Genomic DNA, 22,302 nt, shown 5'->3' with positions numbered 1-22,302 from the left:
CGTCGAGCAGTTCCCGACGGTGCCTAGCCGTCGGCGACCGGCCGTGCTTGGGTGAGATCGTGCTCATACCGACCGAACGGTCAGTCCATACCAATGGCGTGACGCTGCGGGTGTTCGAGGCAGGTGAGCGCGGCAACCCGGTGGTGGTGCTCGCCCACGGCTTCCCCGAAGTCGCCTACTCGTGGCGGCACCAGATCCCGGCACTGGCCGCGGCCGGCTATCACGTACTGGCGCCCGATCAGCGCGGCTACGGTGGCTCGTCGCGGCCCTCGGCGATCGAGGACTACGACATCGTCGCACTCACCTCCGACATCGCCGGGCTGCTCGACTCCGAAGTCGGCGGAAGCGCCGAACGCGCCGTCGTCATCGGCCACGACTGGGGCTCGCCGGTGATGACGAACTTCGCGCTCTTCCATCCCGCCCGGGTCCGAGCAGTGGTGGCGATGAGCGTGCCGCCGATGCCGCGGGCGCCCGCGCCGCCGACGCGGATCTGGCGCAAGCTGGTCGGCGACAACTTCTTCTACATGCTGTATTTCCAGGAACCGGGAGTCGCCGACGCCGCACTGAATGCCGATCCGCGGGAGTCGATGCGCCGCATGATCACGCTGGAGGGCATCAGCGCTCCCCCGGATGTCTTGAGGGGCCGTCCCCTGCCGCCGCTGCCCGAGTGGCTCAGCGCCGACGAGTTCGAGCACTACGTCGAGGCTTTCACCGCCACGGGATTCACCGGCGGCTTGAACTGGTATCGCAACTTCGACCGCAACTGGGAGCTCACCCAGAGCACGCCCGCACCCACGATCACCGCGCCGACACTGTTTCTGGCCGGCACCGCGGACCCCGTGCTCGGCTTCACCCCGCGCGACCGGGTGCGCGACGTCGCCACCGGGGACTACCGGGAAGTGCTGATCGAGGGCGCCGGGCACTGGTTGCAGCAGGAAAGGCCCGACGAGGTCAACGCGGTGCTGCTGGAGTTCTTCAGCAGGCTGTGAGGTGCCGGTAGGGTCCGTGGCATGGCGATTGCTGCGAATGCGAAGTTGCGGACCCGTGCCCTCGTCGCCGTCGTGGCGGCTCTTGTCGTCGCCGGGGCGTCGGCGTGCGATGCCGCCTCTGGACCCGACAGTCACGGCGCCTCCGACACGCGCCAGGTCACCGTCATCGGGTCCGGCAAGGTGCAGGGCACGCCCGACACCCTGACCGCGAGCGTGGCGATGGAAGCCGTCGCGCCGGACGTCACCGCCGCGCTCAACCAATCCAGCCAGCGCCAGCAGGCCGTCATCGACGCGCTGGTGGGCAACAAGGTGGACCGCAAGGACATCAACACCACGCGCGTCAGCGTGCAACCGCAGACCAACTCCGACGGGACGGTCACCACCGGGTACCGGGCCAGCAATGCCATCGACGTCAAGATCCGGGACATCACCGCGGCGTCGCAGCTGCTCGCGCTCATCGCGAGCACCGGAGGGGATGCCACGCGCATCAACTCGGTGAGCTATTCGATCGAGGACGACTCTCAGCTGGTCAAGGATGCGCGTGCGCAGGCGTTCAACGACGCCAAGAGCCGCGCCGAGCAGTACGCCCAACTGTCCGGGCTCAACCTGGGCAAGGTCATCTCGATCTCCGAACAGTCCGGCTCCGCGCCGCCGGCCCCGATGCCGCGGATGGCGATGGATTCGGTACCGCTGGAACCAGGCCAGCAGACCGTCAACTTCACCGTGACGGTGGTCTGGGAACTGACCTGATCAGAGCTGTTCGTACACCTTGGGCTCGAGGGTGCCGATATAGGGCAGGTCGCGGTAGCGCTCGGCGAAGTCCAGGCCGTAACCGACGACGAACTCGTTGGGAATATCGAAACCCACGTAGGCGACGTCGAGTTCGGTACGAACGGCCTCGGGCTTGCGCAGCAGCGTGCACACCCGAAGCGAACGCGGGCGCCGGGTCGCCAGGTTGCGCAACAGCCACGACAGCGTCAGGCCGGAGTCGATGATGTCTTCGACGATCAGCACATCACGGTCGTTGATGTCGCGGTCGAGGTCTTTGAGGATGCGCACCACGCCCGACGACGAGGTGGACGAGCCGTAGGAGCTGACGGCCATGAACTCCAGCTGCGTGGGCAGCGGAATGGTGCGCGCCAGGTCCGTGACGAACATGACCGCGCCCTTGAGCACGGTCACGAGAAGCAGATCGTCGCTGCCCAGATTGCCGCGATATTCGTCGGCGATCATCTCGGCCAGCTCTGCGGTGCGCGTCCGGATCTGCTCCTCGGACAACAACACCGCCTTGATATCCCCCGCGTACAGCTCGGCAGAGTCGACAGGCACCCCGACAGCCTAGCTACACCGGTTCGACGTGCAGTCTCAGCACCCCATCGTGGCGGCCGGCAATCAGCCGTTGCCTGCGCAGCGACGAGGAGACAGCCACCCCGCCCTGCCCGCGCCAGGCCGTGACGAGCCGGTTCGCCGCGCGGATCTGGGTGTCGGTCAGCCCGCTGGCCCCGCCAGAGATCAGCCATTCGCGGATGACGCGGCGGCGCAATGCGTCGGGCACAGCCATCAGCGGGGTGATGTCCAGCCCACCGTCTGCCGTGACCGCGTCGATGAGGGCGTGGCGGGCCAATTCGTCGAGGGCATCGCAGTCTTCCCGCAACGCCCGGGCGGTCCGCCCCAATGCCTCGACCACCCCACCGCCGAGCACGTCCTGCAGCGCCGGCATGACCTCGTGGCGCAATCGGGACCGCGTGAACCGCGCATCGCTGTTGTGCGGGTCCTGCCACGGTGTCAGTCCCAGCTCATCGCACGCCGCATGGGTCAGTGCGCGGCGAACCTCGAGCAGCGGCCGGTGCCACGGCGGATCATGTGGCCGCATCCCCGCGATCGACCGAGGCCCCGATCCCCGACCCAGGCCGAGCAGCACCGTCTCGGCCTGGTCGTCGAGGGTGTGGCCGAGTAGCACCGGCGCGCCGGCACGGGCGGTGTCTAGCGCGGCGTACCGAGCTGTCCGCGCCGCCGCCTCAGGCCCGCCCGCGCGGCCGACCTCCACCGGAAGTATCTGCACCCCAACACATCCCAGCTGCACGGCCTGATCACCCGCTGTTTGCGCCACTGCGCGCGACCCGGCCTGCAGACCGTGATCGACAACCAGCGCGGTGGTGGGCCGCTGCGCCGCGGCAATCGCCGTGAGCGCCAACGAATCCGGGCCACCCGAGAGTGCCACACACCAGTGCTCGCCGTCGATCTGCGCACCGGCCGTGGTCACCGCACGCCGCAGCGCCGCTACAGCACCCGATCGATCCATCGCTGCGGTTCGTCGATTTCTGTTGGCAGCGGCAAAGTCTCGGCATTGGACCAGACGGTGTTGAACCGGGCCATACCGACCGCGGACACCACATGGTCGACGAATGCCTTACCCCGGGTGTACTGGCTGAGTTTGGCGTCGAAACCGAGCAGGGTCCGCAGCAACCGCTGCAGGGGCGGCTGCTTGCGTTGCCTGCGGTCATCGAACCGGCGGCGGATCAGATTGACCGACGGGACCACCGCGGGCCCTACCGCGTCCATCACGTGATCAGCGTGGCCTTCCAGCAGCGTGCCGAGCACCAGCAGCCGATCGAGCGCCTCGCGCTGCGGTTCTGCCTGCACGGCCCGCACCAATCCCAGCACGCCCGTCGAACCCGGTTCGGGCGCAACGCCATTGCGCTGATTACGGACGTAGTTGGCCAGCCGCCCCGCCACCGCGGCGACATCGTCGCCGACGTCCTGGGTGAGCACCGCCAGCGTCTCGGACATGTGTGCGACCAGCCACGGATTGGCTCGGAACTGTACCCGGTGGGTGACCTCGTGCAGGCACACCCAGAGCCGGAAATCGGGCGGCGTGACGCGCAGTTCGCGTTCCACCGCAATCACGTTGGGATACACCAGCAGAAGTTCGCCGCCGTTCGGCGCGAATGGGTCGTACTGACCGAGAATCCCCGACGAGATGAACGCCAGCACCGCGCCGGTCTGTGCGCCTGTGATGCGGCCGGTGATGAAGCCGGGCTTATGTTGCGCATGCGAAGAGCAGTCGGGGCCACCCGTCATCACCCGCATCGACCGGGTGGCCGCACGGATCCAGTCCGGACGATCGACGATGCGGGCCTCCGGCACCTCGGCGCCCTCGTTGAGCCCGGTCACGTCACGCACTGGCAACTCGGCCGTGCGCGCGCTCTCTGCAAGCTGGTCGATGGCGGTCATGCGGGTGTAGTCGGTGAACGCAGGGGCGGGACGGGCCAGTTTGGCGCCCACAGTGGCGGCGAACTCCCAGTCGACGGCACGGCCCGCAGTCAGCGCGGCGGGGCGCGTCATGCCCCGCACCCACACGAGCGCAGCACGGCGGCCACGGCGTCGATGGCCGTGCGGCCCGTCGCCCCGGCGTTGTTGGACAGCAGCGCGAAGGTCAGCACCCGGCCGCTGGTGTCGGTGACGATGCCGGCCAGCGTGTTGGTGCCGGTCAGTGAGCCTGTCTTGGCCCGCAGCCAACCCGCTGCCGCCCGCCCGGAATCGGTGTCGAGGTAGCGGTTGGACAGCGTGCCGCTGCCGCCGGCCACCGGAAGCAGATCGACCAGTGGCCGCAGCTTGGGTTCGGTGGTGCCCGAGGCGGCGGTGACCACGCCGTCCAGTGTCCTCGCGGTGAGCCGGTCGAACACCGACAGCCCGCTGGAGTCGACGAGCTTGGCGCCATCGGTGTCTATCCCCGCGCTCTGCAACTGTCCGAGCACGGACTGCACACCGCCGACGAAGCTCTGCGAACGGTGCAGCCGATCGGCGACCTCCCGCGCGATCGATTCGGCCATCACGTTGTCCGATTCATTCATCATCTGGCGCAGCCGTTCGATCAGCGGTGCCGACTGCACCGAAGCGATCTGCGTGCCGCCGAACCGGGACAACCGGGTCGCAGACACCGTGACGGTGGCGGGGTCGACCTTCAGCGCAACGGCCAGAGCCTTGCCGGCGTCCAGGGCCGGGTTGGTGGTCCGCCTGGAATCCACGGTGGTGGGCTGGACCCGGCCACAGTCGAGCATCACGGGCTCCATCGGTGCAATGTCCCCGCCCTCTATATCGGCAGGGTCCCAGCCGGGAGCCATGGTGGGCCCGGTATAGGCGCTGGCGTCGACCGCGACAGCGGTGACCTTCACTCCGCTCTGCCGGATCTGGTCAGCGAGGTCGCTGATGCGGGCCGCGCCCTTGTACCAGGTGTCGGTACCGGGCGGAGCGGCTGAAAGCGTGGTGTCTCCACCGCCTTTGAGCACCACCAGACCCGGCTGCTGGTCGGAGGCCACAACGGTGGTGGTCAGCCGCGCTTCACGGTCCAACGTGAGCAGAGCCGCCGCAGTGGTCAGCACCTTGTTGACCGACGCTGGTTGCATCGGGGTGTCGGCGCCCTGCTCCCACAGTTGGGCTCCGGTGGCGGCATCGGTGACGCGGCCGGTGATCTCGCCCAGGTCGGGGTTGGCAAGGGCCGGCGCCAGCGCGGCGGCCAGACCGGCGACGGTCGGCGTAGCCGCGGACAGGTCGACCGGGGTGATCTCCGGATCGGCCGTCGCCGCAGGTGGAGCAGGCTTGGCCGCGGCAGCATCGGTGGAGTGCCCCCCGGACAGGACAGCAGCCACGGCGACGACGGCAGCAACCACCGCAAGAATCACGACGCCTACCGCCACGTGGGTGGACCGCCGCCACCGAGTGGGCCGCATATTTCTCCTGCTCTTTCATCGACGGGGACCAGGCACCCCGCCGCGCAAGCCTATCGCTGGATTAGGGTTGACCCGCGTCGTCGCCCGACGACCTATGACTGAACCGCAGATGCGAAGGAGCCGCGACGGTGGAGTTCGACGTCGTCATCGAGATCCCGAAGGGTTCACGCAACAAGTACGAGGTGGACCACGAGACGGGTCGGGTGAAGCTCGACCGCTATCTCTTCACGCCAATGGGTTATCCCGCCGACTACGGGTTCTTCGAGAACACGCTCGGCGAGGACGGCGACCCGCTGGACGCTCTGGTGCTGCTGACCGAATCGGTTTTCCCCGGCTGCCTCGTCGAGGCCCGGCCGGTCGCGATGTTCAAAATGACCGACGAGGCCGGCGGCGACGACAAGCTGCTGTGCGTGCCGGCGGGCGATCCGCGCTGGGATCACATCCAGGATGTCGGTGACGTGTCGCAGTTCGAGCTGGACGCCATCAAGCACTTCTTCGTGCACTACAAAGACCTCGAGCCGGGCAAGTTCGTCAAGGCCGCCGACTGGGCCGGCCGCGCCGAGGCCGAGGCCGAATTGCAGCGCTCGATCGCCCGGTTCAAAGAGTCAGGGCACTGAAGTTCGTACAGACCAGCACTGATTGAGCGCTGCTGTAACGCCGTTGCCATGATGTAGGCATGGCAGCCCGTGATCGCGACGAATCCGGCCGACCCCGCAGCGCGCGTCCGCGCGATGCCTTGGGCCGCCCGCTTCCGCACAGCGACACGGGCATTCCGCGCATCCCCGACGACCTTCACCTGCCGCCGGCGGACAGCCTCGCCTATGCCCAGGAGCTACTGGACCAGGGATTGGCGTTCCACGCGCACGAGGTGCTCGAAGCGGCCTGGAAGAACGGCCCGGCCGACGAACGGACGCTGTGGCAGGGCCTGGCCCAACTCGCGGTCGGCATCACCCACGTACAGCGCGGCAATCACACCGGCGCGGCGAGCCTGCTGCGACGCGCGGCCGGCCGCCTGTCCGCCGATCGGCAGTTCTCACGTCACTCCGTCGATGGCACTGGCCTGGTGACCTTCGCCAATGCCCTGGCCGACGACCTGGAAGCGGGAACGGAAATCACCGCCGAGAGGCTGCGACCACGGCTACGGCTCGGGTAAGACCAGGGTAGGAAAGGAGTCACGCCGCCGAGCCGTCGCCGGTGCTTGTAATGTCGTATTCGTATTGTCGCCATAGGCGCGCGAACACGTCGGAGGTGACCATGTCCAACCAGCCAGATCCGGTCGAGAGTCCGGGCGGTCCTGCCGGGCCGGTCAGCTGTGCAGTCGGAGAACGCCGAATCGGCGAGATCGCCGTACTGTCCGTCTCCGGGACCGTCGACATGCTGACGGCTCCACAGCTCGAAGAGGCCATCGGCGTTGCCACCAAGACCTCACCGTCGGCGGTGGTGGTGGATCTGAGTGGTGTGGAGTTCCTGGCTTCGGCCGGCATGGGCGTCCTCGTCGCCGCGAGGAATGCGCTGGCACCAGCCGTGCGGTTCGCAGTGGTAGCCGACGGACCGGCCACCAGTCGACCTTTGAAGCTCGTCGGTGTCGCCGATGTCATTGATTTGTACGCGACCCTGGACGAGGCGTTGACAGCGCTGACTGCATAAACCTGGGCACAATCGGGTAGCCATCACGTCGCTATGTCAGAGCAAGCGCAGCCAACCTGCTTCACCAAGGTTGATGTGACGGCTGTGCCCGAATCCGCTGCCCGCGTCCGCCACGAACTGGCTGACTGGCTTCACGGTCGCATGATGCTCGACTCGGTGAAGTCCAGCGATGTGGTGCTGGCGGTGAACGAGGCATTGGCCAACGCAGCAGAATTCGCCTATCTGAGCTCCCCGCAGCCGGGGGTGATGCATCTGCATGCCGAATACGATCCGCGTGCGGCGGTTCTCACGGTAACTGTTGCCGACCAAGGCCGTTGGCGGATGAGTGAGTCTTCGAGCAAGGATCCGGCGCGCGGCCGCGGCATACCCCTGATGTACGCACTCAGCGACCGCGCGATCATCGACTCGACCGCGGCGGGCACGCGGGTGGAACTGCAATGGGACCTGCGGCACCCTATGACGGCTCAGCTTTGAGGGAGCCGCACCACCTGTACGAAAAATTGGTCGATCTGCCGGACCGCACCCATGAACTGGTCCAGGTCAACCGGTTTGGTGACATACGCGTTGGCGTGCAGTTTGTAGCTACGCAGGATGTCCTCTTCGGCCGATGAGGTCGTGAGCACGACAACCGGGATGTGACACAAGTCGGTGTCGGTCTTGATCTTCTCCAACAGTTGCCTACCGTCGTACTTCGGCAGATTGAGGTCGAGCAGGATCAGATCAGGGGTCGGCGCGTTCGCGAACGCGCCCCGACGGTAGAGAAAGTCCAGTCCTTCCTCACCATCGCGCGCGACATACAGGTTGTTGTTGATCTTGTTGTGCTCGAAGGCTTCCCGGGTGATGAGTTGGTCTCCCGGGTCGTCCTCGACGAGCAGGATGTCGATTGCCGGCCGTGCTGGACCTGATGTCATTACCGATTTCCCTCCACTCGGGGCAGCGTGAATTCGAATCGCGTCCCGCCCGAATACGACGTGTCGATCCGGATGGCTCCGCCGTGGTACTCCACGATTTTCTTGCACAGCGCGAGCCCGATTCCCGTTCCGCTGTAGGCATCCCGGCCGTGCAATCGCTGGAAGATGACGAAGACCTTGTCGACGAACTCTTCGCCGACGCCGATTCCGTTGTCGGACACGCTGAAAAGCCATGAATCGTCATCATCGGCCCGGCAGTCGATCACGACCCGCGGCGCGACGCCCTGGCGCCCGAACTTGACGGCATTGCCGATGAGGTTCTGCCACACCATCGTCAGCAATGTGGGATCGCCGTCGACAGACGGCAACGGCTCCTGTGGAAGGACGATTTCGGCGCCCGATTCATCGATCGCCGCGGTCAGATTGCTCACGGCCGATGCGAGCACCGTTGCCAGATCCACCTCGGTGCGCGTCGCGTTCAGCCGCCCTACCCGGGAAAACGTCAGCAGGTCGTTGATCAGCACCTGCATTCGCTTTGCCCCGTCGACCGCGAACCCGAGATATTCGATGCCGCGCTCGTCGAACTTGTCGCCGTAGCGTTTCTCCAGCAGCTGACAGAACGAGGCGATCTTCCTCAAGGGCTCTTGCAGGTCGTGTGATGCCACGTAGGCGAATTGCTCGAGTTCGGCATTGGAGCGTCTCAACTCCTCGGCCTGCTCATCCAGTGCCGTCCTGGCGGATCGCGACGCATCGAGTTCCTCCACGATCCGCCGCCGCATGTCCTCGACGTCGACGGCGATAGCCCGGATGTCCTTGGGGCCCTCCACCACAATGCGCTCGTCGAAGTTGCCCTGGGTGATTTTTCGGCACGACGCCGCCAGTGCTCCCAAGGGACGGATCACGGCGCCGCGCACCCACACCGCGACGAGTGCCGCGGTGGCGAAGAACGCGACGATCACAGCGATCAGGATTCCGTCACGCCAACGCCGCATCTGACCCAATTCGGCGTCCGCGGTGTTCATCGCCTGCTCAAGGTGACTGTTCTGGGTATCGAACAAAACCCGCAGACGGTCGAATTCGGCTTTGCCACGCTCGGCTGTTCGGTTGTCGACGATGGCGGGCTCACCCGGCGTGACGCTGACGATGAGCGGCGCCGCGTACGTGGTCTGCCAATGTTGCGCGGCGCGCTCGATCGCGTCGAGGTCAGCGAGAAACTCGTCGCGGCCGGCCAGAAGTGACCGAATATCACTGGCCGCAACGGTTTCAGCGTCCTGGCCTTCACTGTATGGGGCAAGGAACTGGCGGTCGGCAGCGATGGCGTAACCGCGGATGGCTGTCTCCTGATCCCGCAGCGCGGACTGCAATTGGTACGCGGCGGCCTGCGCGGGCTGGATATGTTTGATCAGGTCGCTGGAGACCCGGTCGGTTCGGTGCAGCATGACGGCCCCGGCCAAGGCACCGGCGAGCACGACTACGCCCATGGCTGCGAGCACCATGTTGAGCCAGCCCTGCACGGTAAGCCTCATCCGGTCGACCGCTGCACTCGGATCACAGCGATATCGTCGGTCAGGCCCCCATGCGGTTGTGCGTAGTTCTCGGCCTGCCCGATCAGGGCATCGACGAACTCTTGCCCGGGCAACGCGGCGAATGAGCGGGCCAACCGAAGCAATCCGGCTTCGCCGAGGCGTTCATCCCCCGGCCCCACGCGGCCCTCGAAGAGGCCATCGGTGAGCAACAACAAACCGCGATCCTCGGGCAGGTCGAGGATGTTGACGGGCCACTCCTGACCACCGAGCCCCAGCGCCGGACCGGCTGGGGGCTCGATCCATTCGACAGAGTTCCTGCCGTGCACGAGCATTCCGGGGTGACCGGCGCGCACCGCCGAGAAGCGGCCGCTGTCGGGATCGAGCGCCACGCTCAGCAGTGTCGCAAAGACTCCGGTTCCGGGACGCTCGGTGGTCAGGATGCGGTCCAATTGGCGCATCCGCTCGTTTCCTCGCAGCCCCGCAAATGTCAACGCACGCCAGCCGATTCGTAGCGCCACGCCCAACGCCGCCGCATCCGGCCCATGACCGGCGACATCACCGATCATCACGTGAACAGTTCGGTCGGCGGTCTGGACGACGTCGTAGAAGTCCCCACCGATCAGGGCGTCCTGCCGGCTCGGCAGCGACTGCGTGACGATCTCTACACCCGATGCGTCGAGAAGCAACGGCGACGGGAGCAGCCCGCGTTCCAGTCGCGCATTCTCTTGCGCCCGTAGGTGACTGGCATGCAGGGCCACGGAGGTGAGCTCGGCGCGCTTACGTTCGATCGCATAACGCACGGCACGCAGCAGGATCTCCGGGTCCACCCTGCCTTTGACGAGGTAGTCCTGCGCGCCCGAGGCGACCGCCGAAACCCCGAAATGCTCGTCGTGCAGGCCGGTGAGCACGATTATCGGGATGGTGGAATCCAGGGCGCTCAGCTTGTGCAGGGCGTCGATTCCGTTGGCATCGGGCAGATTCAGATCGAGCAGGACGCAATGGGGACGGGTGCCGGCCAGCATCTGTTCTGCCTCGGAAAGCGACTGCGCCCAAAGAAACTCGATGTCGGCGTCGGCGATCAACTCCTCGACCAACAGTGCATCGGCTCGATCGTCCTCGACGAGCAACAACGACAGTCGCCGCCCGCTACCGGCGGTCTGCGGGGAAGCCATAGCAGACGCCAGCGGCGGATCCCGTGGTGCGCGCATGGACCATCACATCCTTACATGTAATGAGGTCACCCAGGTCGCGCTGACCATCTGCTTTAGTGACAACTCCACGACAATACCTAGTCGTGCACGACAATTTCCCAGGTAGCGTTACCGGAGGTCACGCACCCGAGTCTTGTACAGGCTGGCCACCGTGGTGATCGTCAGCGTCACCACGATCACGCCCAGACTCACCAGCGTGGGGATGTTCGGGACCGGCACCGGCTCACCGCCGTTGATGAACGGCAGCTCGTTCTCGTGCAGAGCGTGCAACACCAGCTTCACACCGATGAAGAACAGGATGACGGCCAGCCCCTGAGACAGATAGACCAGCCGCTTGAGCAGATCACCGAGCAGGAAGTACAGCTGGCGCAGCCCCATCAACGCGAACACGTTGGCGGTGAACACCAGGTAGGGCTGTTGGGTGAGGCCATAGATCGCAGGTATGGAATCCAGCGCGAAAAGCAGGTCGGTGGTTCCCAGCGCCACGATGACCAGGAACATCGGGGTCATCAATCTCGCCCCGTCATCTTTGATCCACAACCGCAGCCCGTCCCAGCGGTCGGTGGTCCGCAGATGCCGCCGGGCGAACCGCACCACGGCGTTGTCGGCGTCGTCATCGTGCTCGGTGTCACGGAGCAGGTTGATCGCGGTGTACAGCAGGAACGCCCCGAAGATGTAGAACACCCAGGAGAACTTCTCGATGGCCACCGCGCCGAGCGCGATGAAGATGCCGCGGAAGATCAGCGCGAGGATGATGCCCACGAGCAGGGCCTGCTGCTGGTAGATCCTCGGCACTTTGAAGCTCGCCATGATGATCAGGAAGATGAACAGGTTGTCCACCGACAGGCTGTACTCGGTGAGCCACCCGGCGAAGAACTCCAACCCGAACTGACTGCCGTGGAAGAACCACACCCATACCCCGAACGCCACGGCCAGGCCGAGGTAGATCGACAGATACGTCGCGGTCTCGCGGGTTGACGGCTCATGGGGCCTGCGCCCGATCACCATCACGTCGAACAACAGCACGGTGATCGTCACGGTCAGCGTGATGATCCACTCGAGTTGGGTTACCTGCATCGGGAATCCTCCGGTCGTCAAAAAACGCCGGAGGTCTCTTCCACCCGCCGCGAGGGCGGGTCCACAGCACCGACCGACTTCATTCTCAGCCGATGTGATGACGACACTGTGGCGAAGGAATACTCCCCTCCACCGACAAGTGTGCCACGCCGTGCGCTTCATCGGGCTGCCGGGACCGTGGCTTAGTAGTTTGTACTCGTGGCAGCTGCGGATGGAACACAGGGCAAGCATGCGATCCCTGCGCAATACGTGCTTTCCTCCGCGGCTCCCGAACCGCGGACGCTGGTCGACATCCTGTACGACACCGCGCGACGGTTCCCGGACGCCCCGGCGCTCGACGACGGCTCGGTACAACTCACCTATGCCGAGCTGATCACCGACGTCGAGGACAGCGTCTCCTGGCTCGCGGCGCGCGGCATCGGCCGCGGCGACCGGATCGGGATCCGCATGCCGTCGGGCAGCTATGCCCTCTACGTCGCGATCCTGGCCACCCTGGCGGCCGGAGCGGCCTACGTGCCGGTCGACGCCGACGATCCCGACGAACGCGCGCAACTGGTGTTCGGCGAGGCCAACGTCGTCGGCGTGATCACCGAAGCCGGCCTGGTACGCGGCGCCGGCTCGTCGCGGGGCTGGCGCGCCGCGGCACCGCTCGGCCGGGATGACGCGTGGATCATCTTCACGTCAGGTTCGACCGGAACCCCGAAGGGTGTCGCGGTGACGCACCGCAGCGCCGCCGCGTTCGTCGACGCCGAGGCTCGGATGTTCCTGCAGGACAACCTGATCGGGCCCGGTGACCGCGTGCTGGCCGGCCTGTCGGTTGCGTTCGACGCGTCGTGCGAGGAGATGTGGCTGGCCTGGCGGCACGGGGCATGCCTGGTGCCCGCACCCCGGTCGCTGGTCCGCAGCGGCATGGATCTGGGCCCGTGGCTGGTCTCCCGCGACATCACGGTGGTGTCGACCGTGCCAACGCTGGCGGCGCTCTGGCCCGCCGAGGCGCTTGAGGCGGTACGGCTGTTGATCTTCGGCGGCGAGGCGTGCCCGCCCGAACTCGCGCAGCGCCTCGCGGTCGACGGCCGTGAACTGTGGAACACCTACGGGCCCACCGAGGCCACCGTGGTCGCCTGCGGAGCCAAACTGGACGGGCAGAGCCCGGTCAGCATCGGCCTGCCACTGCCGGGGTGGGATCTGGCGGTCGTGGACGCACAGGGTGCGCAGGTTTCCTTCGGTGAGGTCGGCGAGCTGGTGATCGGTGGCGTGGGGCTGGCCCGCTACCTCGACCCGGAGAAGGACGCCGAGAAGTATGCGGCCATGCCGACGCTGGGCTGGACCCGCGCCTACCGCAGCGGCGACCTGGTGCGTCTGGAGAAAGACGGCCTCTACTTCCAGGGCCGCGCCGACGATCAGGTCAAGGTCGGCGGCCGGCGCATCGAGCTGGGCGAGGTGGACAACGCGCTGGTCAACCTGCCAGGCGTGAGCGGCGGCGCGGCGGCGGTACGCAAGACCGCCAGCGGCACGCCACTGCTGGTCGGCTATGTCGCCAGCACCGATCCCGACTTCGACCTAGCGGCGGCCCGTGCCACGCTGGCGGAAGCGCTGCCCGCAGCGCTGGTGCCCCGGCTGGTGCTGCTCGACGAGTTACCGACCCGCACGTCGGGCAAGGTGGACCGCAACGCCCTGCCGTGGCCACCGCCCGGCGAGACCGAACAGGAGACCCCCGACCTGGGCGGCACCCTGGGCTGGCTGGCAGGACTGTGGCGCGATGTCCTCGGCACCGCGATCGAGGGCCCGGAAGCCGATTTCATCGCACTCGGCGGCGGCTCACTGTCGGCGGCTCAGCTGGTGGCCGCGCTGCGGCAGCGTTATCCGCAAGTGACCGTCGCCGACCTTTACGACCATCCGCGGCTGGGTTCGCTGGCCGGCTACCTCGATGAGCTCAAGCCGCCACCGCGGGTGGAAACCCGTGTGGTCAAGCCGACACCGGAGCTCACCCAGGCCGCGCAGGTAGGACTTTCGCTGCCGCTGGCCACCCTGACCGGAGTGCAGTGGGTGGTGTGGCTGGCGTTGCTGAACAACATTGCTGCCGCCGCGGGGATCGTGCCGTGGGCCAAGACGCTGAACTGGTGGTGGCTGCTGGCGGGCTTCCTCGTCTTCATCACGCCCGTGGGCCGGATGGGCATCGCGGTGTTGTTCGCGAGGATGCTGTTAACCGGGCTCGAACCCGGCACATACCGCCGCGGCGGCGCCGTGCACCTGCGGGTCTGGATCGCCGAACGGCTGGCCGACGCCAGCGGTGCGGAGAACCTGGCCGGCGCGCCGTGGATGGTCTACTACGCCCGGGCGCTGGGCAACAACGTCGGCAAGGGCGTCGACCTGCACTCGGCGCCCCCGGTGACCGGCATGCTCAAGCTCGGCCACCGCGCCTCTGTCGAGCCGGAGGTGGACCTGACCGGGCACTGGATCGACGGCGACCTGTTCCACGTCGGGCCCGTGTCGATCGGCAACGACGCCACCATCGGCGCACGCACCACGCTGCTGCCCGGAGCTACCGTCGGCAAGAACGCCGACGTGGCCCCCGGCTCCGCAGTGATAGGCAAGGTGAAGAACGGGCAGTTCTGGAGGGGCTCACCTGCGGTGAAGTCCGGCAAGGCCCGTCATCCATGGCCCGACCACCGGCCGGGCCGCGCCCCGGCGTGGGTGGCGGTCTACGGCGTGACCTCGATCCTGCTGGGCAGCCTGCCGCTGGCCGCGCTGGGCGTCGGGCTAGCCGTGATCGGCTGGGGTGTCCGCGGCACCGCGTCCCCCCATGCGGCGATCCTGCCCGCACTGGCGTGGACGCCGGTAGCCGCACTGGCCGCACTGGTGGTCTACGCCACGCTGACGGTGATCGGCGTGCGACTGCTGTCGCTGCGCCTGACCGAGGGCTACCACCCGGTGCGCAGCCGGATCGGCTGGCAACTATGGGCCACCGAACGGCTGATGGACGCCGCCCGCAACTATCTGTTCCCCATCTACGCCAGCCTGCTGACACCGTGGTGGCTACGGTTGCTCGGCGCGAAAGTGGGCAAGGACACCGAGATTTCGACAGCCCTGTTCACCCCGAAGTTCACCGAGGTGCAGGACGGCGCATTCCTGGCCGACGACACCATGGTGGCGTCCTACGAGCTGGGCGGCGGCTGGATCCACGTCGCAAAGGCCACCATCGGCAAGCGGGCCTTCCTGGGTAATTCGGGCATTACCCAACCCGGCCGCAAGGTGCCCGACGACGGGCTGGTGGCGGTGCTGTCCGCCGCCCCGCACAAGGCCAAGGCGGGATCGTCATGGCTGGGCAGCCCGCCGGTCCGGCTGCGCCGCAACCCAACCGCGGCCGACGCGCTGCTCACGTTCCATCCGTCCAACCGGCTCAAGATCATGCGCGGCACTGTGGAAACCTGCCGCATCATCCCGGTGATCGTGACCTTCGCGATCGGTGTCGCGGTGTTGGGCGCGCTGCAGGCCACGGCGATCCGCATCGGCTATCTGTGGACCGCGCTGGCCAGCGGTGTGGTGCTGCTGGCCGCCGGTGCGGTGGCCGGCGCCATCGCCGTGATCGCGAAGTGGTTGGTGATCGGCCGGATCCGTGCCGTCGAACACCCGCTGTGGTCGTCGTTCGTGTGGCGCAACGAGGTGTCGGACACCTTCGTCGAAACCGTTGCGGCGCCGTGGTTTGCCCGCGCCGCGAGCGGCACCCCGGTGATGAATCTGTGGCTGCGCGGGCTCGGCGCCTCGATCGGCCGCGGCGTGTGGTGCGAAACCTACTGGCTGCCCGAGGCCGATCTGGTCACCCTGGGCACCGGGGCCACGGTGAACCGCGGTTGCGTGGTACAGACGCATCTGTTCCACGACCGCATCATGCGGTTGGACAGCGTCGTGCTGGAGGACGGCGCGACGCTCGGTCCGCACTGCGTGGCGCTGCCCGCGGCCCGGCTGGGTGCCGGGGCCACTGTCGGTCCCGGCTCACTGGTGATGCGCGGCGATGAAGTTCCCCCTTCGACCCGCTGGCAGGGCAACCCGATCGCGCCGTGGAACCTGTTCGGCAAGAAGCGCGTCGCCTCGGCTCCCGAGAAGACCCCCAAGAAGCCCGAGGACACCGCCGCGTGACGCGCTCCGACAAGACGGTCAAGAAAGCCGTGAAGAAGGCATCCCCCGCTCCCGTCATCGACCCGTACCTGCCGGCCAACGGCAACTTCGGCTACCGCGTGTCGCGCTACGAACTCGACCTCGAATACAAGGTTTCGGCCAATCGGCTGGCCGGTGCGGCCACCATCACCGCGGTGACCCTGGCCCAGCTGCGCACGTTCACGCTCGACCTCGCACCCACCATGAACGTGTCGAGGGTCTCGGTGAACGGACGCAGACCCGCCCAGTTCCGTTGTTCGGGCGGAAAACTGCTGATCACCTTGGCCGCGCCACTACCCGCAGGCGCCGCAATGACCGTCTTCGTGCGCTACGGCGGCAACCCGCGCCCCATCGACACCCATTGGGGTGAGGTCGGTTTCGAGGAGCTGTCCAACGGCGCCCTGGTGGCCGGGCAGCCCAACGGCGCGGCCACCTGGTTTCCCTGCGACGACCATCCCAGCGCCAAGGCCAGCTACCGCATCCAGATCAGCACCGACAGCCCATATCTCGCGATCGCCAACGGTGAGCTGGTCTCCCGCAAAGTACGCGCCGGGCACACCGTGTGGACCTACGAGCAGGCCGAGCCGACCTCGAGCTACCTGATCACGCTGCAGATCGGCATGTACGAGAGCTACCGGCTGTCCAAGTCACCCGTGCCGATGCATGCGGTACTGCCGCCCCGGCTCAAGCGTGACTTCGACCACGACTTCGCGCGGCAGCCCCAGATGATGAAGTTGTTCGTCAAACTGTTCGGGCCATACCCGCTGGCCACCGGCTACACCGTGGTGATCACCGACGACGACCTGGAAATACCTCTTGAGGCCCAAGGTATTTCGATCTTCGGCGCCAACCACTGCGATGGAAATCGCGGCGCCGAGCGGCTCATCGCCCATGAATTGGCCCACCAGTGGTTCGGCAATTCGGTGACCGCGCGGCACTGGCGTGACATCTGGCTGCACGAAGGCTTCGCCTGCTACGCCGAATGGCTGTGGTCGGAGAACAGCGGCGGCCCAAGCGCCGCCGATTGGGCCGCACGCTACCACCGCGGCCTCGCCGACCTGCCGCAGAATCTGCTGTTGTCCGATCCCGGGCCCAAGGACATGTTCGACGACCGGGTGTACAAGCGCGGCGCCCTGACCCTGCATGTGCTGCGCAGCCGCATCGGCGACAAGAATTTCTTTGCGCTGCTGCAGGATTGGACGACCAAGTATCGGCACAGCACCGCGGTCACCGACGACTTCACCGGGCTGGCCGCACGCTACGCCGACGAGTCGTTGCAGCCGCTGTGGCAGGCCTGGCTTTATTCGACAGCCCTGCCGCCGCTGTGACCGACGGCGGCGCAAGCGGCTCATCGCCGTTTGATTCTCTTCGCGCAAGCGGCTCATCGCCATCTGATTCTCTTCGCGCAAGCGGCTCATCGCCAGGCCCGGTCACGCGCCACAGCGTCGCAACCGTCGGAGCGGCGACCGCGATCACCGCACTGTGCGGCTACGCCGTGCTGTATCTGGCCGCCAGGGCCCTCGAACCGGCAGGTTTCTCGGTGTTCAGCGTGTTCTGGGGCGCGTTCGGCCTGGTCACCGGGGCCGCCAACGGCCTGCTGCAGGAGGCCACCCGCGAGGTCCGCGCGGTATCGCTCAACCCCGACGTCGGTCCGGGGCACCGCACGCACCCCATGCGGGTGGCCGCGCTGGTGGGAGTCGTCGCCGCCGCGGTGATCGCGGGCACCTCGCCGCTGTGGGCACCACACGTTTTCGTCGAATCGCCCGTGCTCAGTGTGGCGCTGCTCAGCGCGGGCCTGGCCGGGTTCTGCATGCACGCGACCCTGCTCGGCATGCTGGCCGGGGTGAACCGCTGGTCACAGTACGGGGCGCTGATGGTCACCGATGCCGCCATCCGGGTCGCCGTTGCGGCCGGGACCGTCGTGCTGGGCTGGCAGCTGGTCGGCTTCCTGTGGGCCACCGTGGCCGGTGCGGTGGCCTGGCTGATCCTGCTGATCGCCTCACCCGCGACGCGGCTGGCCGCCCGACTGGTCACCGCTGGTAGCCCGGGGACGTTCCTGCGTGGTGCCGCGCACTCGATCGCGGCCGCGGGCGCCAGCGCCATCCTGGTGATGGGCTTCCCCGTGCTGCTCAAGGCCACCTCGGCGGACCTGGGCGCGGCCGGCGGCGTGGTGATCCTGGCGGTGACGCTGACCCGGGCTCCGCTGCTGGTACCGCTGACCGCGATGCAGGGCAATCTGATCGCGCACTTCGTCGACCAGCGTGACGCCCGGTTGCGGGCCCTGCTGGCGCCGGCCGCCGTGGTGGCCGGACTCGGCGCGATCGGGGTGCTGGCCGCCGGGCTGCTCGGCCCGTGGCTGCTGGTGGTGGCCTTCGGTCCCGAATACCGCGCCGAAGGCGCACTGCTGGCCTGGTTGACCGCCGCCGCCGTCGCGATCGCAATGCTGACTCTCACCGGCGCGGCAGCCGTCGCGGCCGCGCTGCACCGCGCCTACGCGGCGGGCTGGATCATCGCCACGGTGGCCGCGGTGGCGCTGTTGCTGCTGCCGGTAGGCCTGCAAACCCGCACGGTGATCGCCCTGCTGTGTGCGCCGCTGGTGGGAATCGCCGTCCACCTGGGCGCGCTGCGCCGGGCATCAGTGCCACCCGCGTAGTAGTTTGGTGCCCATCGACATGCGCTACCACGACGTCTGGATCGTCATTCCCGCCTTCAACGAGGCGACCATCATCGGTGACGTCATCTCCGACGTTCGCTCGGTCTTCCCCAACGTGGTTTGCGTCGACGACGGCAGCCGCGACGACACGGCCGCCGCCGCACTGCGTGCCGGCGCGCACGTCGTCCCCCACCCGGTGAACCTCGGCCAGGGCGCGGCCATCCAGACCGGTGTCGAGTACGCCCGCAGCCGTCCCGGCGCCAGGGTGTTCGCCACGTTCGACGCCGATGGTCAGCACCAGGTCAAAGACGTGATCCGGATGATCGACCGGCTCGACACCGACGACGTCGATCTGGTGGTCGGCACGCGGTTCGCCGGTGTGGTCACACAGACCCCGCCGTTGAAGCGGATCATTCTGCGGGCCGCGGCGGCTCTGAGCCCGCAGAGCCGTGCACTCGGGCTAACCGATGCTCACAACGGGCTGCGGGTGTTCGACAAGAAGGTCGCCGACGAGCTGAACCTCACCATGAACGGCATGAGCCATGCCGGGGAGTTCATCGCCATGGCACACGAAAAGCATTGGCGGGTGGCCGAAGAACCGGTGGAGATCCTCTACACCGACTATTCGAAGTCCAAGGGGCAGCCACTGCTCAACGGGGTCAACATCGTCTTCGACGGGCTGTTACGCAGGAGGTTGTCCCGGTGAACTGGATGCAGGCGCTGCTGATCGGATCCGTGCTGGCACTGCTGATGTACCTGCTGAACTCGCGCCGCAGCGCGCGGTCGAAGGCGTGGGTGAAGGTCGGCTTCGTACTGTTCGTGATAGCGGGCATCTACGCGATCCTGCGGCCCGACGACACCACGGTCGTCGCGAATTGGCTTGGCGTCAAACGTGGTACGGACCTCATGGAGTACGTGCTGATCATCGCGTTTGTGTTCACGACACTGTCGACCTACCTGCGGTTCAAAGACCTCGAACTCAAGTACGCCAGGCTGGCCCGCGCGGTCGCGTTGCAGAACGCCCAAGTGCCTACTGACGGCTGAGCAGCGCCGTCAACAGCGTGATCCGGGAGTCCTCGAGCTCGGGTTGCGGCAATACCCGGCGAACAATGGCAGCACCGTCGAAGGTGTTGAGTACGACGGCGAGCACCGCGGCGAACGCATCCTCGGGGATCTGCTCGGCCCCCGGCGCGAGCTTGGCGGTTTGGTAGATGTTCTCGACGTACTCGGCAAGCACGGTTTGCAGTGTGCCCCGCAGCTTTTCGTCGGTGCGGGCCGCCACCATCAGCTCGTGCCACACGGTGTTGGTGTCGCTACCCGCGATGTCCCGCAGGATCGTCAGCACCGCATACAACGGCGGTTGTTCGGCGGGGATCTGCGCGAGCAACTTGCTGCCCAGCTCAAGCTGACGGCGTGCCACCTCGTGAGCCGTCGCCGCCATGAAGTCGCTCATGGTCGGAAAATGCCGGAACAGCGCACCGTCGGAGACCTTGGCCCGCTTGGCGATCACCGAGGCCGACGCGCGTGCGTAACCCACTTCGACGATGGTGTCGATGCCTGCGTCGAGGAGCCGGGCAACGGTCTCCTCGCGACGCTGCTGCTGGGTTCTGGCCATCTCAGACCGATTGCGCGACAGGTCGTTCGGCGCCCGGGGCACGCAGGTAGCGGCCGGACTTCACGGTGTCGCCGTAGCCTTCGCGGAACTGGCCGTTGCGGAATACCACGGCACCGTTGACGGCCGTCGCGACGATCGCGTCGTCGTTGCGGTTGACCATCCGGCTCAAGCCGCCGTAGAACGGTACCGATTCCTCGTGGTAGGCGTCCACCTCGTCATTGAGCCCGGCCGGGTCGATCACCACGAAGTCAGCGCGATCGCCCTGACGCAGGGTGCCGGCGTCGACACCGAACCAGTCGGCCACCTCCTCGGTCAACCGGTGCACGGCACGCGTCGTGGTCAGGAACGGCCGCCCGGCCAGCTGCGCGTCACGAACCCGCTTGAGCAGCCGCAGCGGGTAGTTGTAGAACGCCATATTGCGCAGGTGCGCACCGGCATCCGAGAAGCCCATGTGCACCGACGGCTCCTTGGCCAGCTTGTCGAGCTGCTTGGGCCGGGCGTTGGCCACGATGGTGGTCCACCGCACATTTCTTTCGCCGTTGCTCACTAATACATCAAGGAACGCGTCGAGCGGGTGGATGCCCCGCTCGTCGGCGATCTGCCCGAAGCTCTTGCCGATCAGCGTCGCATCGGGGCATTCGACGATGGTGGCGTCGTGGAAATCACGGTGCCACAACGTCGGACCGAGCCGACGGCGGTCGAACGACCGGTGGAACCGGCGCCGGTACTCCGGATCGGCCAGCAGCTTGTTGCGCTCCAACTGATCACGCAGGTGCAGTGCGGCGGTGCCGGCACCGAACTCCTCGAACACCGGCAGATCTATTCCGTCCGAATACAATTCGAACGGCACCGGCAGGTGCTGAAACCGCACCTTGGCAGCCAGGATCCTGTTGAGCAGCCGGGTACCCGGCCCGAGCACATGCACAGCGCCCGGCGCTGACTTGGCGTCGGCCGAAACCAGCAGACTCATCCGCACGCCACGGCGGCGGCCGAACCAGCTGCTGCTCTCCAGGAAGAAGTTCAGCGCCTCTTGCGCCTTGGCGACGTTGGGCGCGCTCTGCAACACCCGGCCATGCTCCCGCAGAACCTTGATGAGCCTGCGGCGTTCCCGCCAGGTCGCGAATGTCGAGGGCAGAGCACGCGACCGGAACCGGTCGCCGTCGAGTTTGTCGATCGCGGCGTCCATGCCCGACATGCCGAGCATGCCTGCCTCAAGAGCCTCCCCGAGCTTGGCCGCCATGGTCTCGAGTTCGGCATCGGTCGGGGTCACGTTTCTGGTGGTGGCGCGGTCCAGGCCGAGCACCGAGGCGCGCAGATCGGAATGCCCCAGCATGGACGCGACGTTGGGACCGAGCGGCAGCGCGTCGATGGCATGGATGTACTCGGTCGGATTCGTCCACTTACGGTGCTGTTCCAGCGCTCCTAGGACGAACTTGCGCGGCACCGCCTCGACGCGGCTGAACAGGTCGGCGGCGTCCTCGTTGTCGGCGTAGACGGTCGACAGCGAACACATGCCCAGCAGCACGGTGGTCACGCCGTGGCGCACCGATTCCCGCAGGCCGGGGTCGAGCAGGACCTCGGCGTCGTAGTGGGTGTGCACATCGATGAAGCCGGGCACAACCCACTTTCCGGCCGCGTCGATCACCTCGGGACAGTCGGTCTCGTCGAGCGGCTTCGTCGACACCGCCGCGACGATGCCGTTACGGATACCCAGCGTTCGGACCTGTGGCGGTGCGCCGGTGCCGTCGAACCACAGACCGTCGCGAACGATGACGTCGTAGGTCATAA

21 protein-coding genes are annotated in these 22,302 nt (G+C 67.0%); 11 read left to right on the top strand and 10 right to left on the bottom strand.

Translation table 11 applies throughout. From position 1 onward, the window contains the following. Nucleotides 1-59: 59 nt before the first annotated feature. Both B133_RS0120115 and B133_RS0120110 read left to right on the top strand, forming a co-directional pair. Nucleotides 60-989 carry an alpha/beta fold hydrolase gene (locus B133_RS0120115; protein ID WP_026256673.1) on the top strand — a complete coding sequence of 310 codons (930 nt, stop codon included), beginning with the start codon at nt 60-62 and terminating at the stop codon, nt 987-989. A gap of 21 nt (nt 990-1,010) precedes the next feature. Then, the gene (locus tag B133_RS0120110) at nt 1,011-1,739 is read left to right on the top strand and encodes an SIMPL domain-containing protein (RefSeq protein WP_018603607.1); all 729 of its coding nucleotides are present in this window, start codon (nt 1,011-1,013) and stop codon (nt 1,737-1,739) included. On the opposite strand, the gene hpt is transcribed toward B133_RS0120110, so the two are convergent. Genes hpt through dacB form a run of 4 tightly spaced genes read right to left on the bottom strand, consistent with a single transcriptional unit; the run spans nt 1,740 to nt 5,719 of the window. Then, entirely contained in the window at nt 1,740-2,318 is a 579-nt protein-coding gene (hpt, locus tag B133_RS0120105) for a hypoxanthine phosphoribosyltransferase (protein WP_018603606.1), read from the bottom strand. It lies immediately after the preceding gene. A gap of 13 nt (nt 2,319-2,331) precedes the next feature. Further along, nucleotides 2,332-3,291 (bottom strand): tRNA lysidine(34) synthetase TilS, encoded by a 960-nt coding sequence (gene tilS / locus B133_RS0120100; protein ID WP_018603604.1) that lies wholly within the window; start codon nt 3,289-3,291, stop codon nt 2,332-2,334. Continuing rightward, nucleotides 3,270-4,334: a zinc-dependent metalloprotease gene (locus B133_RS0120095; protein ID WP_026256672.1), complete on the bottom strand. Its 1,065-nt coding sequence runs from the start codon at nt 4,332-4,334 to the stop codon at nt 3,270-3,272. The genes tilS and B133_RS0120095 overlap by 22 nt, the downstream gene beginning before the upstream one ends. Next, nucleotides 4,331-5,719, bottom strand: a complete 1,389-nt coding sequence (gene dacB / locus B133_RS0120090) for a D-alanyl-D-alanine carboxypeptidase/D-alanyl-D-alanine-endopeptidase (RefSeq protein ID WP_018603600.1) — start codon at nt 5,717-5,719, stop codon at nt 4,331-4,333. Before dacB ends, B133_RS0120095 begins: the two co-directional genes overlap by 4 nt. 128 nt (nt 5,720-5,847) lie before the next feature. Here dacB and B133_RS0120085 point away from each other — a divergent pair, with 128 nt between their 5' ends. The 4 genes from B133_RS0120085 (at nt 5,848) to B133_RS0120070 (ending at nt 7,840) form a co-directional block, all read left to right on the top strand. Then, the gene (locus B133_RS0120085; protein WP_018603599.1) at nt 5,848-6,336 is read left to right on the top strand and encodes an inorganic diphosphatase; all 489 of its coding nucleotides are present in this window, start codon (nt 5,848-5,850) and stop codon (nt 6,334-6,336) included. 59 nt (nt 6,337-6,395) lie between these two features. Further along, nucleotides 6,396-6,872 (top strand): DUF309 domain-containing protein, encoded by a 477-nt coding sequence (locus B133_RS0120080; RefSeq protein WP_018603598.1) that lies wholly within the window; start codon nt 6,396-6,398, stop codon nt 6,870-6,872. A 101-nt stretch (nt 6,873-6,973) separates the two neighbouring features. After that, entirely contained in the window at nt 6,974-7,366 is a 393-nt protein-coding gene (locus tag B133_RS0120075) for an STAS domain-containing protein (protein ID WP_018603596.1), read from the top strand. Nucleotides 7,367-7,399: 33 nt separating this feature from the next. Beyond that, the gene (locus tag B133_RS0120070; RefSeq protein ID WP_026256671.1) at nt 7,400-7,840 is read left to right on the top strand and encodes an ATP-binding protein; all 441 of its coding nucleotides are present in this window, start codon (nt 7,400-7,402) and stop codon (nt 7,838-7,840) included. On the opposite strand, the gene B133_RS0120065 is transcribed toward B133_RS0120070, so the two are convergent. The 4 genes from B133_RS0120065 to B133_RS0120050 all read right to left on the bottom strand — a co-directional run bounded on the left by B133_RS0120065 (nt 7,831) and on the right by B133_RS0120050 (nt 12,091). Continuing rightward, entirely contained in the window at nt 7,831-8,277 is a 447-nt protein-coding gene (locus B133_RS0120065) for a response regulator (RefSeq protein WP_018603593.1), read from the bottom strand. The two genes, B133_RS0120070 and B133_RS0120065, sit on opposite strands and share 10 nt — an antisense overlap. Further along, on the bottom strand, nt 8,277-9,803 hold the full coding sequence (locus B133_RS0120060; protein WP_018603592.1) for a CHASE3 domain-containing protein: 1,527 nt from the start codon (nt 9,801-9,803) through the stop codon (nt 8,277-8,279). The genes B133_RS0120065 and B133_RS0120060 overlap by 1 nt, the downstream gene beginning before the upstream one ends. After that, on the bottom strand, nt 9,800-11,011 hold the full coding sequence (locus tag B133_RS0120055; RefSeq protein ID WP_026256670.1) for a PP2C family protein-serine/threonine phosphatase: 1,212 nt from the start codon (nt 11,009-11,011) through the stop codon (nt 9,800-9,802). The genes B133_RS0120060 and B133_RS0120055 overlap by 4 nt, the downstream gene beginning before the upstream one ends. Nucleotides 11,012-11,122: 111 nt before the next feature. After that, nucleotides 11,123-12,091 (bottom strand): TerC family protein, encoded by a 969-nt coding sequence (locus B133_RS0120050; RefSeq protein WP_018603590.1) that lies wholly within the window; start codon nt 12,089-12,091, stop codon nt 11,123-11,125. Nucleotides 12,092-12,289: 198 nt separating this feature from the next. Here B133_RS0120050 and B133_RS0120045 point away from each other — a divergent pair, with 198 nt between their 5' ends. Genes B133_RS0120045 through B133_RS0120025 form a run of 5 tightly spaced genes read left to right on the top strand, consistent with a single transcriptional unit; the run spans nt 12,290 to nt 19,943 of the window. Then, the gene (locus tag B133_RS0120045) at nt 12,290-16,228 is read left to right on the top strand and encodes a Pls/PosA family non-ribosomal peptide synthetase (RefSeq protein ID WP_018603588.1); all 3,939 of its coding nucleotides are present in this window, start codon (nt 12,290-12,292) and stop codon (nt 16,226-16,228) included. Next, nucleotides 16,225-17,574, top strand: coding sequence for a M1 family metallopeptidase (locus B133_RS0120040; RefSeq protein WP_018603586.1), 1,350 nt, complete (start codon nt 16,225-16,227; stop codon nt 17,572-17,574). The genes B133_RS0120045 and B133_RS0120040 overlap by 4 nt, the downstream gene beginning before the upstream one ends. Further along, complete coding sequence (locus B133_RS0120035; RefSeq protein ID WP_018603584.1) at nt 17,571-18,899, top strand: hypothetical protein; 1,329 nt, start codon at nt 17,571-17,573, stop codon at nt 18,897-18,899. The genes B133_RS0120040 and B133_RS0120035 overlap by 4 nt, the downstream gene beginning before the upstream one ends. Nucleotides 18,900-18,918: 19 nt before the next feature. Beyond that, entirely contained in the window at nt 18,919-19,605 is a 687-nt protein-coding gene (locus B133_RS0120030) for a glycosyltransferase family 2 protein (RefSeq protein ID WP_018603583.1), read from the top strand. After that, on the top strand, nt 19,602-19,943 hold the full coding sequence (locus B133_RS0120025; protein WP_018603582.1) for a DUF2304 domain-containing protein: 342 nt from the start codon (nt 19,602-19,604) through the stop codon (nt 19,941-19,943). Before B133_RS0120030 ends, B133_RS0120025 begins: the two co-directional genes overlap by 4 nt. Here the strand turns inward: B133_RS0120025 and B133_RS0120020 are convergent. Both B133_RS0120020 and B133_RS0120015 read right to left on the bottom strand, forming a co-directional pair. Beyond that, nucleotides 19,930-20,514 carry a TetR/AcrR family transcriptional regulator gene (locus tag B133_RS0120020; protein WP_026256667.1) on the bottom strand — a complete coding sequence of 195 codons (585 nt, stop codon included), beginning with the start codon at nt 20,512-20,514 and terminating at the stop codon, nt 19,930-19,932. The two genes, B133_RS0120025 and B133_RS0120020, sit on opposite strands and share 14 nt — an antisense overlap. Nucleotide 20,515: 1 nt before the next feature. After that, on the bottom strand, nt 20,516-22,300 hold the full coding sequence (locus B133_RS0120015; RefSeq protein WP_018603580.1) for an amidohydrolase family protein: 1,785 nt from the start codon (nt 22,298-22,300) through the stop codon (nt 20,516-20,518). Nucleotides 22,301-22,302: the final 2 nt, after the last annotated feature.

Origin of the sequence: Mycobacterium sp. 155 (assembly GCF_000373905.1) — a bacterium.
Lineage (GTDB): Bacteria > Actinomycetota > Actinomycetes > Mycobacteriales > Mycobacteriaceae > Mycobacterium.
Note: the sequence above shows the minus strand (reverse complement) of the source record. Positions and strands in the feature narration are given on the sequence as shown.

Bases quoted from the DNA above. Each gene is read 5' to 3' on its own strand.
- B133_RS0120080 (WP_018603598.1), top strand. From the start codon at position 6,396: ATGGCAGCCCGTGATCGCGACGAATCCGGCCGACCCCGCAGCGCGCGT.
- B133_RS0120070 (WP_026256671.1), top strand. From the start codon at position 7,400: ATGTCAGAGCAAGCGCAGCCAACCTGCTTCACCAAGGTTGATGTGACG.
- B133_RS0120075 (WP_018603596.1), top strand. From the start codon at position 6,974: ATGTCCAACCAGCCAGATCCGGTCGAGAGTCCGGGCGGTCCTGCCGGG.
- tilS (WP_018603604.1), bottom strand. From the start codon at position 3,291: ATGGATCGATCGGGTGCTGTAGCGGCGCTGCGGCGTGCGGTGACCACG.
- B133_RS0120060 (WP_018603592.1), bottom strand. From the start codon at position 9,803: ATGAGGCTTACCGTGCAGGGCTGGCTCAACATGGTGCTCGCAGCCATG.
- dacB (WP_018603600.1), bottom strand. From the start codon at position 5,719: ATGCGGCCCACTCGGTGGCGGCGGTCCACCCACGTGGCGGTAGGCGTC.
- B133_RS0120065 (WP_018603593.1), bottom strand. From the start codon at position 8,277: ATGACATCAGGTCCAGCACGGCCGGCAATCGACATCCTGCTCGTCGAG.
- B133_RS0120020 (WP_026256667.1), bottom strand. From the start codon at position 20,514: ATGGCCAGAACCCAGCAGCAGCGTCGCGAGGAGACCGTTGCCCGGCTC.
- B133_RS0120110 (WP_018603607.1), top strand. From the start codon at position 1,011: ATGGCGATTGCTGCGAATGCGAAGTTGCGGACCCGTGCCCTCGTCGCC.
- B133_RS0120055 (WP_026256670.1), bottom strand. From the start codon at position 11,011: ATGCGCGCACCACGGGATCCGCCGCTGGCGTCTGCTATGGCTTCCCCG.
- B133_RS0120050 (WP_018603590.1), bottom strand. From the start codon at position 12,091: ATGCAGGTAACCCAACTCGAGTGGATCATCACGCTGACCGTGACGATC.
- B133_RS0120015 (WP_018603580.1), bottom strand. From the start codon at position 22,300: ATGACCTACGACGTCATCGTTCGCGACGGTCTGTGGTTCGACGGCACC.
- B133_RS0120030 (WP_018603583.1), top strand. From the start codon at position 18,919: ATGCGCTACCACGACGTCTGGATCGTCATTCCCGCCTTCAACGAGGCG.
- B133_RS0120095 (WP_026256672.1), bottom strand. From the start codon at position 4,334: ATGACGCGCCCCGCCGCGCTGACTGCGGGCCGTGCCGTCGACTGGGAG.